This window comes from Mycobacterium kansasii ATCC 12478 (assembly GCF_000157895.3).
In the GTDB taxonomy this organism is placed as follows: domain Bacteria; phylum Actinomycetota; class Actinomycetes; order Mycobacteriales; family Mycobacteriaceae; genus Mycobacterium; species Mycobacterium kansasii.
This window is the reverse complement of record NC_022663.1, coordinates 5,847,537-5,860,898: the sequence shown is the minus strand read 5'-3', so window position 1 is coordinate 5,860,898 and position 13,362 is coordinate 5,847,537. Positions and strand designations below refer to the sequence as shown.

At 68.2% G+C, this 13,362-nt stretch carries 12 protein-coding genes and 1 pseudogene; 6 read left to right on the top strand and 7 right to left on the bottom strand.

The annotated features are described in order from the left end of the window. Window positions 1–2 precede the first annotated feature (2 nt). Genes rpe through fmt form a run of 3 tightly spaced genes read right to left on the bottom strand, consistent with a single transcriptional unit; the run spans window position 3 to window position 3,074 of the window. On the bottom strand, window positions 3–701 hold the full coding sequence (gene rpe / locus MKAN_RS25510; protein WP_099185120.1) for a ribulose-phosphate 3-epimerase: 699 nt from the start codon (window positions 699–701) through the stop codon (window positions 3–5). A gap of 43 nt (window positions 702–744) precedes the next feature. Next, on the bottom strand, window positions 745–2,139 hold the full coding sequence (locus MKAN_RS25505; RefSeq protein ID WP_023373160.1) for an RsmB/NOP family class I SAM-dependent RNA methyltransferase: 1,395 nt from the start codon (window positions 2,137–2,139) through the stop codon (window positions 745–747). Then, window positions 2,136–3,074, bottom strand: coding sequence for a methionyl-tRNA formyltransferase (gene fmt, locus MKAN_RS25500; protein ID WP_023373158.1), 939 nt, complete (start codon window positions 3,072–3,074; stop codon window positions 2,136–2,138). The genes MKAN_RS25505 and fmt overlap by 4 nt, the downstream gene beginning before the upstream one ends. 200 nt (window positions 3,075–3,274) lie before the next feature. Between fmt and MKAN_RS25495 the strand changes: the two genes are divergently transcribed. After that, on the top strand, window positions 3,275–4,099 hold the full coding sequence (locus MKAN_RS25495; RefSeq protein ID WP_023373156.1) for a class I SAM-dependent methyltransferase: 825 nt from the start codon (window positions 3,275–3,277) through the stop codon (window positions 4,097–4,099). Between the two features lie 66 nt (window positions 4,100–4,165). Here the strand turns inward: MKAN_RS25495 and MKAN_RS25490 are convergent, their stop codons facing one another. Next, complete coding sequence (locus MKAN_RS25490; RefSeq protein ID WP_023373154.1) at window positions 4,166–4,651, bottom strand: MarR family transcriptional regulator; 486 nt, start codon at window positions 4,649–4,651, stop codon at window positions 4,166–4,168. Between the two features lie 124 nt (window positions 4,652–4,775). Between MKAN_RS25490 and MKAN_RS25485 the strand changes: the two genes are divergently transcribed. Continuing rightward, the gene (locus tag MKAN_RS25485) at window positions 4,776–5,117 is read left to right on the top strand and encodes a hypothetical protein (protein WP_129111890.1); all 342 of its coding nucleotides are present in this window, start codon (window positions 4,776–4,778) and stop codon (window positions 5,115–5,117) included. A 26-nt stretch (window positions 5,118–5,143) separates the two neighbouring features. Here the strand turns inward: MKAN_RS25485 and MKAN_RS25480 are convergent, their stop codons facing one another. After that, a complete protein-coding gene (locus MKAN_RS25480) occupies window positions 5,144–7,162 on the bottom strand; it encodes a primosomal protein N' (RefSeq protein WP_023373150.1) in 2,019 nt (672 codons plus the stop codon). Window positions 7,163–7,211: 49 nt separating this feature from the next. Then, a complete protein-coding gene (locus MKAN_RS25475) occupies window positions 7,212–7,949 on the bottom strand; it encodes a lysoplasmalogenase (protein ID WP_023373148.1) in 738 nt (245 codons plus the stop codon). Here MKAN_RS25475 and MKAN_RS25470 point away from each other — a divergent pair. Both MKAN_RS25470 and MKAN_RS30825 read left to right on the top strand, forming a co-directional pair. Beyond that, entirely contained in the window at window positions 7,948–8,913 is a 966-nt protein-coding gene (locus MKAN_RS25470; RefSeq protein ID WP_023373145.1) for an alpha/beta hydrolase, read from the top strand. The two genes, MKAN_RS25475 and MKAN_RS25470, sit on opposite strands and share 2 nt — an antisense overlap. A 24-nt stretch (window positions 8,914–8,937) precedes the next feature. Beyond that, window positions 8,938–9,254, top strand: a pseudogene (locus MKAN_RS30825) (alpha/beta hydrolase); the annotation flags it as partial. Window positions 9,255–9,390: 136 nt separating this feature from the next. Here MKAN_RS30825 and MKAN_RS25460 read toward each other — a convergent pair. Then, window positions 9,391–10,419: a helix-turn-helix transcriptional regulator gene (locus MKAN_RS25460; protein ID WP_023373139.1), complete on the bottom strand. Its 1,029-nt coding sequence runs from the start codon at window positions 10,417–10,419 to the stop codon at window positions 9,391–9,393. Window positions 10,420–10,494: 75 nt separating this feature from the next. On the opposite strand from MKAN_RS25460, the gene MKAN_RS25455 reads away from it, so the two are divergent. Next, a complete protein-coding gene (locus tag MKAN_RS25455) occupies window positions 10,495–11,886 on the top strand; it encodes a cytochrome P450 (RefSeq protein WP_023373137.1) in 1,392 nt (463 codons plus the stop codon). After that, complete coding sequence (locus MKAN_RS25450) at window positions 11,883–13,361, top strand: flavin-containing monooxygenase (RefSeq protein WP_023373135.1); 1,479 nt, start codon at window positions 11,883–11,885, stop codon at window positions 13,359–13,361. Before MKAN_RS25455 ends, MKAN_RS25450 begins: the two co-directional genes overlap by 4 nt. Window position 13,362: the final 1 nt, after the last annotated feature.

Sequence of the window (13,362 nt, the reverse complement as noted above, 5' to 3'; positions counted from 1 at the left end):
GATCACCGGCCACGGTGGTGTGACGCGGCCCTGGCCCGTTGCCTAAGTGCCTCTACCGCGGTAGCCGGGTTATCGGCGCCATACACCGCCGATCCGGCAACGAAGCAGTCGACGCCCGCTTCGGCCGCCTGCTCGATGGTGTCCGCGTTAACGCCGCCGTCGATCTCGATCAGGATCGTCAACTCACCCGAATCGACCATCTTGCGTACCGTCCGCACCTTGCTCAACACCTCGGGAATGAACTTCTGGCCGCCGAAGCCGGGCTCCACCGACATGACGAGCAGGGTATCGAAGTGCGGCAGGATCTCCAGATACGGATCCAGCGGCGTCCCCGGCTTCACGCTGATACCGGCTTTGGCGCCCGCTGCCCGGATGTCGCGGGCCACCCCGACCGGATTGTCGGCGGCCTCGGCGTGAAACGTGACGTTATGGGCGCCGGCTTCGGCGTACGGCGGAGCCCACCGGTCCGGGTTCTCGATCATCAGATGACAATCCATCGGGATGCGGCTTACCGCCAGCAGGCTTTCCACCACCGGCAGGCCGATCGTCAGGTTCGGCACGAAGTGACCGTCCATCACGTCGACATGCAGCCAGTCGGCGCCGTGCACCGCGGCTGCTTCGTCGGCGAGCCGGGCGAAATCGGCAGCCAGGATCGACGGCGCAATCATCGGCCCCCCCGTGCTGCAAGACATGAGCGACAGACTACTGAGCCCGGCGGCGCGGCGTGCGACGCGCACCGGCGCGTCACGCGAGCCGTTGCAGCGCGCCAGCGAACATCGCGTCGGTGCCGTGCCGGTGTGGCCACAGCTGAACGTACGGTCCGTCACCGAGCCCTTCGGTGACGGGTTCGAACAACGGCCGGGTGTCCAGCGCGGCCACCGGATGCCGGCGCAGGGCGTCGGCCAGCACCCCCACGGTTTCGGCGAGGTGCGGTGAGCAGGTCGCGTAGAGCACCACGCCACCCGGCCGGACCAGCGCAATCGCGGCAGCCAGCAGCTCACGTTGCAGCTTGGCCAGCGCGGGCACGTCGGCCGGTTGACGCCGCCAGCGCGCCTCCGGACGGCGGCGCAATGCGCCCAGCCCGGTGCACGGGACATCGACCAGCACCCGGTCGAAGCCGGGGTCCAGCCCGCTGTGGCGACCGTCGGCCTGCACTACCGCGACCGGCAGCCCGGCGGTGTTGGCCCTCACCATCCCCGCGCGCTGCGGTGACGGCTCAACAGCAGTCACCCGGGCCCCTGATTGCCCGCCCAGGCCGGCCAGCAACGCGGTCTTGCCGCCCGGTCCGGCGCACAGATCGAGCCACCGGCCGCGGTCGTCGTCGACGGGAGCCAGCGTCAGCGCCCGCGCCACCAGCTGGCTGCCCTCGTCCTGGACCAGGGCTTGACCGTCGCGCACCGGCGCCAACCGCGCGGGGTCACCGCCGGGCAGGTACACCGCGTACGGCGAGTACCGGCCGACGGTGCCGCCCACTGCGGCGGCGAGTTCGGCGGCGGTCAGTACCCCGGGGCGAGCCGCCAGGTGCACGTGCGGGCGTTCGTCATCACTGGCCAGCACCGCTTCGAGCTCCGCGGCCGCTGTGCCCAGGGCGTCGGCGAATGCCTGAGCGATCCACCGTGGGTGGGCATGCACGAAGGCCGCATGTCCGATCGGGTCGCTACGCGGGTCGGGAGCCAGCTCGTCCACCCAGCTCCGCTCGTCACGGCCGGCGATGGTTCGCAGCACACCGTTGACGAATCCTGCTCGGGCAGAATCGAATTCGATGCCCGCCTGGTCGACCGTGGTAGACACCGCGGCGTGGCTGCCGACTCGGGTGCGCAGCAGCTGATAGGTGCCCAGCCGGAGCAGGTCGAGCAGGACCGGGTCGATCGCCTCCGGTGCCCGTCCCGCTGCCGCACCGATGACCGCGTCGAGCAGGCCCCTGGTCCGGCAGGTGCCGTAGGTCAGCTCGGTGGCGAAGGCAGCGTCGCGTCCGGTGATGCCGCGTTCCCGTAGCAGCGCGGGCAGGGCCAGGTTTGCGTAGGCGTCCCGGCTGGTTACCGCGCACAGTGCGTCGAATGCCGCGGCGCGTGCCGGGTCCAGTGGCCGGCGGCGACGGCCTCGTTCGCCGGTTCGGGAACGTTGGGGCCTGGCGGTCATGAGGCCCGCGCGCCGGGGTCGAGCCGGGCCCCGCGCGCCCAGTCGGCCGCCTGCATCGGCTTCTTGCCCGGTGGCTGAATCTGTCCCAGCCGCACCGGTTCGGAGCCGGTGCCGATCCAGACGGTCGTGCGGTCTACGTGAATAGCGCCGGGCGGCAACAGTTCCGGAGGTCTCGGTGCGCCGTCGAGCTGTACCGGTCCGAGCTTGACCCGCAGGTCGCCGATGAGGGTCCAGGCGCCGGGGTTGGGGGTGACGGCGCGGATTCGGCGTTCGACGACCGCCGCCGGAAGTTCCCAGCGCACCCGCGCCTGCTCCACGGTGATCTTCGGTGCCAGGCTGACTCCGTCGGCCGGCTGTGGTCGCGGTGTCAGCGTCTGGTCGGCAATGCCGTCCAGCGTGGCAGACAGCAGGGCTGCACCCGAAACGGCAAGGCGCTCAAGCAGATCACCCGCAGTATCGGTGGGCCGAATGGCTTCGGTGACCACCCCGTAGACGGGGCCGGAATCCAGGCTCGGCTCAATCTGGAACGTCGTGGCCCCGGTGATGGTGTCCCCGGCGGCAATCGCGGCCTGCACCGGCGCCGCGCCGCGCCAGGCGGGCAGCAGCGAAAAGTGCAGGTTCACCCACCCGTACGGGGGAATCGCCAGCAGCGCGTCGCCCAGGAGCGCCCCGTAGGCGACCACCGCGCAGCACTGGGGCGCCAGCTTCGACAGTTCAGCGACAAACTCCGGCGAGTTGGGCCGTGACGGCCTCAGCACCGGTATGCCGCGATCGAGTGCCTCGCGGGCCACCGGCGACGGCTCCGGCCTGCCTCGCCGCCCGGATGCGGCGTCCGGCCGGGTCAGCACTGCGACCACATCGTGACGGGGCGAGTCGATGAGGCGACGCAGTGCCGGCAGCGCGGGTTCGGGCGTGCCCGCGAAAACGATGCGCACCGCAATAGTCTAGGTAGCCGGCCGGCGGCACCGACGTGTCGCGGGCCACAATCCGGACCCGCCAAATTCTCAGCCAGTTATAACCTTGCTAATGCATACTGTGTCCGACGGAAACGATCTCTTCCCGAGTTTCCCACCGCGCCTGCGACGACGAAGTCGAAGTAACGCAGCCCTGTCCCCTTCTTTCTCAGGAGCTCTCCATGACTATCGACACACCGATCAGCGAAGACGCGACACTCGCGGCCACGCACCGGGCGATGTGGGCCCTCGGCGACTACGCACTGATGGCCGAGGAGGTGATGGCCCCGCTCGGGCCGATCCTGGTCGCCGCCGCGGGCATCGGGCCGGGCGTGCGGGTGCTCGACGTCGCGGCCGGTTCCGGCAACATCTCGCTGCCGGCGGCCAAGGCCGGCGCCACCGTGGTTTCCACCGATCTCACCCCGGAGCTGCTGCAGCGGTCCCAGGCACGCGCCGCGGAGCTGGGGCTGACCCTCGAGTACCAGGAAGCCAACGCGCAAGCCCTGCCGTTCGCCGAAGGCGAGTTCGACGCCGTGATCTCGGCGATCGGCATCATGTTCGCTCCGGATCACCAGTGCTCGGCCGACGAGTTGGTCCGGGTCTGCAAGCCGGGCGGAACCATCGGCGTGATCAGCTGGACCCCGGAAGGATTCTTCGGCCGGATGCTGGCCGCCATCCGGCCGTACCGGCCGAGCCTGTCGGCGGCGTTGCCCCCGTCGGCCCTGTGGGGCCGGGAAAACTACTTCCGCGGCCTGCTGGGTGATCGAGTCACCGATGTCAAGACCCGTCGCGAGCCGTTGAAGGTCACGCGTTTCAGCACCGCGCAGGACGTCCACGACTACTTCAAGACTCATTACGGCCCGACGATCGAGGCCTATGCCAACATTGGCGACAACGCGGTGCTGGCCGCCGAGCTCGACGCTCAGCTGGTCGAACTCGCCGCGGAGTATCTGACCGACGGCGTCATGGATTGGGAGGTATTGATCGGCACCGCGGCCAAGATCTGAGTCGGCTCACGGCCGTGTCGGGCCATCCGCCGCCGGGCGACCGGCCCGACACGGTACCGCGGCTCGCTACAGCTCCATTTCGACGTGCGCGTCGGGTTCGCCGCCGGCGGCGGTAAACGCCGTCAGGGCACGCACCAACCCGCGGCGTTCGGCCTGCGGCATCTGCTCCACGATGCGGGCGATCTCGGCGCGCCGAAGCGCGGTGACCCGGCGAACCAGATCCCGGCCCCGTTTGGTCAGCACGGCGAGCAGTTCGCGCCGGGAGTTCGGGTGCGGCTGACGGTCGATCATCCCCGCGCTGACCAGCCGGTCGACCATCCGGCCGGTCGCCGACGGTTGCACGCCCAGCAACGTCGCCAAAGTGGCCAGGTTGATCGGCCCTCGATTGGACAGAATGACCAGGGTCCGGAACTGCGGGATGGTGATCGTCTCGTCGATCTGTGCGATGGAATGAGCCGAGATGGCTACCAGCAACCGGGATGCCGTCAGTAGCGAATCGGTGATCGCATCCACCGACTCCTCAGCTGCCGTCGCGTTTTCCGTGGACATCATGGCCCCCTTCCCCGGTCCACCGGGTCGTCAACTTCGTCGTCGCGCTCACACGGGCTGCAGCAAAATGAAGTCTAACAGCGTCCGATAGTCGTAAACATGGATTATTGACAAGATACATATTTTCTTGCGGGCATCATTGGACTCGGTTGCCGAAACCTCCAGCCTGCTGCAGGGGACGCCCCAGGAGCTGTGGTGGGGCCGCGAAGACTTTATCAGCGAGCTGGTCAACGACCACGTTTGCGATATCCGTGTGCAGCGCGGATCGCTGCGGGCGGACCGGTTCGACCACCCCTACAGGTGCCCCGAGTACTTCCAGGAGTACTACGGCCCGGCGATCAACGCCTACCCCAACATCGGCGCGGACACCGAGCGTGTCGCCGAGCTGGACTCCGAACTCAGCTGCGAATATTTCACCGACGGCGTGATGGAGTGCGAGTACCTGATTCTCACCGCGCGGAAGCGGTGACCGCGGGTTAGCCGGTCGCCTGGCACCTAACCGATATGCAGCGGGTCGATCTGCACCCGCACCGGCTCATGGGTTTGACGGGCGCTGAGCACCGAGACCGCGCGGCGCAGACAGGCTGCCAGTTCCAGGCCGTGCTCGCGGCGAACTCGCACCAGCATCCTGGTTACGGGTGCTCCGGCGGGGATGCCGGCCGGTCGGCGCACGCCGGGCGGCAGCTCGACGGGGCCGAGCAACTCGGCTTGGAAGCGTTCGGGGTCGGGCAGCCCGGCCTGGTCAAGCAAGGCCATGACCGCCTCGGCGGTGCCGTCGAGAGCGGCGATGTGCACGCTCGGTGGCAGCCCCACTTCGCTGCGGGCCGTCAGCTCGGCCTCGGCGTGGCCCACCGGGTCCCAGCGAACCAGGGATTGCACGGTCGGGATGGATGATTCGGCGACCACCATCACCACACCGCCGTCAGCCCGCGAACGCACCAGCGCCGCCGCCGCCATCCAGCGCCACAGCGCGTCCTCGGCCGCGCGCAGATCCTGTCGCCCCAGCAGCGCCCAGGTATCCAGCAGCAGCGCCGCGCCGTACCCGCCGGACGCCCGGGGTTCGGCCCCCGGGGTCGCGACCACCAATGCCGGGCGGGTTGCCACCTCGGGGACGACCGCATCGCCCGACGAGGTGATCACCGCCGTTCCCGGGAAGGCCCGGCCGAGCTCCTCGGCGGTGCGCCGGGCACCGATTACCACGGCACGCACCGCATCCGATCCGCAACGCGCGCAGCGCAGCGCCGGCTCGGCGCGACCGCACCAGCGGCACACCGCGCCCGGCCCGCCGCGCTCCTGCAGCGACAACGGACCGGTGCAGTGCCGGCAGCGGGTGATCGCCCGGCAACGCCCGCAGGCCAGTGACGGCACATAGCCGCGGCGGGGCACCTGAACGAGGACCGGCGCTGCGGCCGCCAGTGCCGAACGGGCGGCGCGCAGAGCAATGGATGGCAGCCGGGCGGTGCGAGCGGCCGGGTCGCGTTCCTCGGCGTACCCGCTGTCATCGAGGGCGACGACGCGCGGGCTGCGCGCCCGCACCACCGGCCGGGCCGCGACGATGTCGTGGGCCCAGCCGCTGCGCACCAGCGCGTGGGCTTCGGCGGTTCGCGCGTAGCCGCCGATCAGCGCCGCGCACCGGGCCTGATGGGCACGCAGCATCGCCACTTCCCGAGCATGGGGATAAGGTGCCCGCGGCTCGGCCAGGCTGTCGTCGCCGTCAGCCCAGACCATGACCAGACCCAGATCGCTCAGCGGCGCGAACACCGCGCTCCGGGTGCCGATCACCAGCCGCGCGGTGCCGCGTAACGCGGCCAGCCACCTGCGGTAGCGGGCGGCCGGTCCCAGGCCGGCCGACAGAGCCACCACGCTGGGCTCGTCGATCCGGGCCGTCGCGGCCTGCCACAACGTGTCCAGATCGCGCTGATCAGGCACTATCCCCAGGACCGCACGGCCGGCGCGCACCGTCTGCGCGGCGGCCTCGGCGAAGCGATCCGCCCACCGCTCCCCCGGCAACACCTGCCAGACCGCGCGGGCGGCCCGAGCCTGGGCGAGCGCGGCCAGGAACTGGCCGCCGCGGCCGTACACCTGCCAGCCCGCAGGGTCGACCGGGTCGACATCGGGCCGGTCGGCGATCAGCCCGGGTTCCCGTTCCACCCTCGCGTGCCGGGCCGGAATAGCCAGCCGCAACACGTCGGCCCGGGTGCCGGCATAACGGGCGGCCACCGCATCGACCAACCGGCGGATTTCCGGGGTGAGCACCGGTTCGGCCGACACCACCCGATCCAGCCAGCCCAGCTTGCCCTGGTGGTCGGTGTCGTTGCGGCGCTCCAGCACGAACCCGTCGACCAGCCGGCCATGAAACCGCACCCGCACCCGCACCCCCGGCTGGGCGTCGTCGGACTGCTCGGCGGACACCAAATAGTCGAACTCGCGATCCAGGTGCGGTACCGACAGCATCGGTAGGATTCGAGCGATCGGCTCGACCTGGATGGGGGTACCGTCCGAGCCGCGAGACATGTTGCCAGACAACCTTTTTCTCGCTGATCGGCGCCTCAGGAGCAGTCGACTAGCGGTCTGCGGGCTCAGCAGCGCCGGCCGGGATTTCCCGCCCGAAGAAGAACCCGGCGGTGATCAGAATTTCGGCGGCGGCGTAGGACCACCAGATTGGGACCGCCAGCGCTTCGTTGCCCAAGATGAATCGGCTGATGGCGATCATCGAATCCGATACCGCGAAACTCAGCGCCCCGACGGCCGTCCAGATCGTCGGAAGGCGCGCCAAGAAAGCGGTGCACACCATCGCCGTCAGCGCCAGCATGTAGACGGTCACCGGAACCGTCAGCTTCTCCTGGCCCAGGTGCGGCCAGAACCAGACCAACAGCGATATCGCCCCCACACACATCAGCACCACCGGGGCCAGGCGCGCACGCGACGGTGCCCGCCCCAGCGCCAGGGGCAGCATTGCGCCCAGAAAACACAGGTGCGCCAACAGGAATGAGCCGAGTCCGAAGACGAATGACGGTGTCCACCAAGGGATGGCCAACAGCCAGTCACCGGCGGCAGAGAACAGCAGCGCCGGCACCAGCCACCGCCGCTCGCGCGCAATCGGGTGCGCAATCGCCGCCAGAGCCAGCAGCACCGCCATCGACGCCTTGAACGGCGGCTGCAGAATCCAGTGTCCGGTCAACTCGGTGCCCGGCGGGCGGCTCATCGCGATCACGGTCAAGTACACGCCGTAAGCCAGACCCGCCCACCCGGCCACCACCCAAGCGCCGGCCACCAGACGCGATGCGTACGGTACCTGCATGCCCAGCTTGGACCAGACCGCCGACGAACGACCAGCTCTCGACCCCATCCTGCTGAAGGTACTGGATGCGGTTCCCTTTCGGCTATCGACCGACGACGGAATCGACGCCATGCGCCAGCGGATGCGTGACTTGCCACGCCGGCCGGTATACCCCGAGTTGCGTATCGAAGACCGGTCAATCGACGGGCCAGGCGGCGGCATCGGTATCCGGATCTATTGGCCGCCAAGCGATTCCGCTCAAGGCAGTGCCCCGCCGGTGGTGCTGTACTTCCACGGCGGCGGCTTCGTCATGGGCGATCTCGACACCCACGACGGCACCTGCCGTCACCATGCCGTGGGCGCCGGCGCGGTGATCGTGTCGGTTGACTACCGGCTGGCCCCCGAGCATCCCTATCCCGCAGCCGTCGAAGACGCTTGGGCCGCAACGCTATGGGTTGCCGAACAGGGTGCCGGCATCGGCGCCGACAGCACCCGGCTGGCCGTCGCCGGGGATTCGGCTGGCGGCACCATCGCCGCGGTGATGGCCCAGCAAGCCCGTGACAATGCCGGACCGAACCTGGCATTCCAGCTGTTGTGGTACCCCTCCACGATGTGGGATCAGTCCCTGCCGTCGTTCAAAGAGAACGCCACCGCTCAGATCCTGGACGCCAAGGCGGTGGCCGCGTTCTCCCGTTGGTACGCAGGCGGAATCGACTTGTCCGACCCGCCGGCGGGAATGGCGCCGGGCCGGGCGGAGAACCTGGCCGGCCTGCCGCCGGCCTACATCGGGGTCGCCGGATACGACCCGCTGCGCGACGACGGAATCCGCTATGGCGAGCTGCTGAGCGCCGCCGGCGTGCCCGTCGAGGTGCACAACGCCGAGACGATGGTGCACGGCTACGTCGGCTACGCCGGTGTGGTACCGGCAGCCACCGCCGCGATGGATCGCGGGCTGACGGCGTTGCGCGAGGCGCTGCACGGGTAGCCGCGCCGGTACGGCGGTAGGGCCATGATCGAGCCGACCCTCGCCCGACCCCGCATCGACCCCGTTCTCCAGACGCTGCTCGATACCCTCCCGACGACCTTCAGCGCGGCCGACGGCGTGCACGTCGCGCGTGCCAGGCTGGCTGCGAGGAAGCGACCACCGGAGTTGCTGCCGGCATTGCGAATCGACGACCGCACGGTTGGTTACGGCGACCTCACCGACATTCCGGTTCGGATCTACTGGCCACCCACCGCGACCGGCGAAGCCTTGCCGTGGTCGTCTTCTACCACGGCGGCCGGTCGCTCGGCAGTGTGGACACCCATGACCACGTTTGTTCGGCTCCCTGCACCATTGCGCGGCAACACCACATGGTGCACGGCTACGTCGATTTCGCGCTCGTGGTGCCCGCCGCGGCCGAGGCCGCCGGCCGCGGGCTGGCTGCGCTGAAGCAGGCGTTGCACGCTTAGCTGCCGCTTCCTAGTTTCGCTGTGGATACGCGCTGGGTGCCACGCCGTACCACCGTTTGAAGGCGTGCGAGAACGTCGAGACCTCGGTATAGCCCAGCCGCCTGGACACCTCTTCGGTGGTGAGGCCGACATTGCACAACAAGTCGACGGCCACGGTGGACCGCGCCTCGTTCAGCAAGGCGCGAAAAGACGTGCCTTCCTCGGCAAGCCGGCGCCGCAGTGTGCGCGGATGCAGGCCGACCTCGGCCGCGATGTCGGGTAGCGTCGGAAACAGTCCGGGATCACGAAACAGCTTGGTGCGCACCAGCGCAGTGATGCCTCGGCGTTGCTCATTGCGCTGCATCAGCACGTCGCACTGCGCCATACACATTTCCAGGGTGTGCCGATCTGCTTGCGGCAACGGCTCATCGAACATGGCACGCGGAAAGTGCAACCTGTTGTGGGCCCGGCCGAACGCGACGTGATGAATCGGCACCAGTTCGAGCAGCGGCCGCAGCAACCGCTCGTCGACGGCCACCTCCGCCGACACCTGCTCGGCATACTTCGCCGCCACCGGCAGCGCGAAACTCGTTGTAGTGGCCAGGATTCCGGCAATGTCACGTTCGATGAAAAACCGCCGCACGTCGGGCGGCAAGTGACCGGCGTCCAGCTCGAGCAAACAGTCTCCGGCCGTTTCGAACAACCGGACGTCGATGTGCAACATCGTCAGCGCGAAGTAGCGCATCGCGATGCTGAAGAGTTCGCGCAAGGTGGCACAAGACATCACCGCAAAACCGAACAGTCCAAAGTGGGTGAGCGTGAACCGGCTGCCCACGTCGACCCCGATGCCGGCATGCTCCGGCAACCGGGCCAGCAATCGGCGGACGGCAAGGATCTCGTCGCCGGCACTGATGACGGCATCGGGATCATCGAGATCCGTCTGCCGGATCGCGGTGCCGGCAAGCACATCGCTGGTGGGCACCCCGTGCTCGTTGGCCACCTCGCACAGCACCCGGGTCGCATAGACCCCGTGGCTCACCTCGGCTTGCACGTGTTCCATGATCTGTCCTAAATTCCCAACTCTTTGTCCCATAGTCTCATTACCGGCGGCCGACGTCGCCCATACAGTGACCCCATGGCCAGTGTGATCGCCGAGCGACCCCTGAACAGACCAGCCAGACGCCTGAGCACCTGGACGATGACGCGGGAGGCCCTCACCGTAGGCTTCGATGCCGGCGACGGATTCCTGGGCCGGGTGCGCGGCAACGATATCGTCCGATTTCGTTGTGGTGGAAGACGTTTCGTTTCCGTCACGCATCCCGGCTATATCGACCACGTGCTACACGAGGCGCGGCTGAAATACGTCAAGTCCGACGAATACGAGCCCATCCGCGCGGCCGCCGGCATCAACCTGCTCACCGACGAGGGCGACTCGTGGGCCGCGCACCGCGGCGTGCTGAACCCGACGTTCGCCCGGCGCCACCTCAACGATCTCGTCGACCTGATGATCGACCCGATCGAAGACGTCACCGCCAGGGTTGTGTGCGCTATACCCTTCGACATGCACGAGACGATGGTCCAGGCAACCCTGCGCGTGGTCGCCAATGCCCTGTTCAGCCAGGACTTCGGGCCATTGGTCCACAGCATGAACGATCTGGCGACCCGGGGCCTGCGCCGGGCCGAGAAGCTGGAGCGACTGGGCTTGTGGGGGCTGATGCCGCGCCCGGTCTACGACGCGCTGATCTGGTGCACCTTTTCCGGTGTCCACCTGCCGCCGCCGTTACGGGAGATGCAGGACATCACGCTGGCGCTCGACGCCGCGGTCAACGCGGTGATCGACCAGCGACTGGCGCATCCGACCGACTCCGAGGACCTGCTCAACGTGCTGCTGCGCGCCGACGACGGAACCTGGCCGCGCCAGCGGGTCCGCGACGAGGCGCTGACCTTCATGCTCGCCGGTCACGAAACCACCGCGAACGCCATGTCGTGGTTCTGGTATCTGATGGCGCTGCACCCCGATGCCCGCGACCGGATGCTCGCCGAGGTCGACGACGTGCTGGGGACCAGCCGGCCGACCGCCGAGCACCTGGGCAAGCTGCCGTGGACGACGGCCTGCTTGCAGGAGTCGCAGCGCTACTTCTCCTCGGTATGGGTTCTCGCCCGCAAGGCCGTCGCGGACGACGTCATCGGCGGGCATCACATCCGCCGCGGAACCACCGTCGTCATCCCGATCCACCACATCCACCACGACCCGCGCTGGTGGCCCGACCCGGAGAAATTCGATCCCCAACGGTTTTTCGGCAGCGGAGCCAGGGACCGTCCCCGCTCGGCCTATCTGCCGTTCGGAGGGGGCCGGCGCATCTGCATCGGACAGAGCTTCGCCCTGATGGAAATGGTGTTGATCGCGGCAATCATGAGTCAGCGCTTTGTCTTTGACCTCGAGCCGCATTACCCTGTCGAGCTTGAGGCGACACTGACCCTGCGACCCAAGCACGGGCTGCACCTCATCGGAAGCGAGCGTTCATGAAGCCCGACTACCAGATACTGATCGTCGGCGCCGGATTCTCCGGGATCGGCGCGGCGATCGAGCTCGACCGGGCCGGATTCCACGATTACCTGCTGATCGAAGCCGGCGACGGAGTCGGCGGAACCTGGTACTGGAACACCTATCCCGGTATCGCCGTGGATATTCCGTCGTTTTCCTACCAGTTCTCGTTCGAGCAGAGCCCGCGCTGGTCGCGCACCTACGCACCCGGCCGCGAACTTCGCGCATACGCCGAACACTGCGTCGACAAATACGCCATCCGGTCCCGCATCCGGTTCAACACCAAGGTGCAGGCCGCAGAATACGACGAAGAGCACCGTCTGTGGCGGATCCAGACAGACCCCGGCGGCGTGGTGACCGCCAGGTTCGTGATCAACGCCAGCGGCGTGTTGACCGTACCGAAACTGCCCGACATCGACGGGGTGGACTCGTTCGACGGCATCGTCATGCACACCGCGCGGTGGGACCACAGCCAAGACTTGACCGGTAAGCGCGTCGCGATCATCGGCACCGGCGCGTCGGCGGTCCAAGTCATTCCGGAGATCGCGCCGATTGTCAAGCACCTCATCGTTTTTCAGCGAACGCCAATCTGGTGCTTCCCGAAGCTCGACGTGCCGCTACCGGCGGCGGCCCGCTGGGCGATGCGCATTCCCGGCGGCAAAGCCGTGCAGCGGTGGCTCAGCCAGGCCTTCGTGGAAGCGACCTTCCCGATCTCGGCGCACTACTTCACGGTGTTTCCGCTGGCCCGATGGAGCGCGGTACTGGGACGGCGGTATCTGCGCCAGCAAGTCGAAGACCCGAGGGTACGCGACCAACTGACGCCGCGTTACGCGGTGGGCTGCAAACGGCCGGGCTTCCACAACAGCTACCTGTCCACGTTCAACCGCGACAACGTCCAGTTGGTCACCGAACCGATCGACAAGATCACCCCGTCGGCGGTGGCCACCACCGATGGCGTCGACCACGAGATCGACGTGCTGATCCTGGCGACCGGCTTCAAGGTGCTCGACACCGACGACGTGCTCACCTATCCGGTGATGGGGCGCGGCGGCCACTCCCTGAGCCGGTTCTGGGACGAACACCGGACTCAGGCTTACGAGGGTGTCAGCATTCCCGGCTATCCGAACTTCTTCACGGTGTTCGGCCCCTACGGCTATGTCGGTTCGTCGTATTTCGCGCTGATCGAAGCGCAGACCCACCACATCCTGCGGTGCCTGAAGCGGGCCCGACGAGACGGCGCGACCTGTGTCGAGGTGACCGAGGAAGCCAACGCCCGCTATTTCGCCGAGGTGATGCGCCGCCGGCACCGCCAGGTCTTCTGGCAAGACAGCTGCCGGCTGGCCAACAGCTACTACTTCGACAAGAACGGCGACGTCCCGTTACGCCCGACGACGACCATGCAGGCCTACTGGCGCAGTCGCCGCTTCGATCTCGACGACTACCGCTTCACCGGTTAGC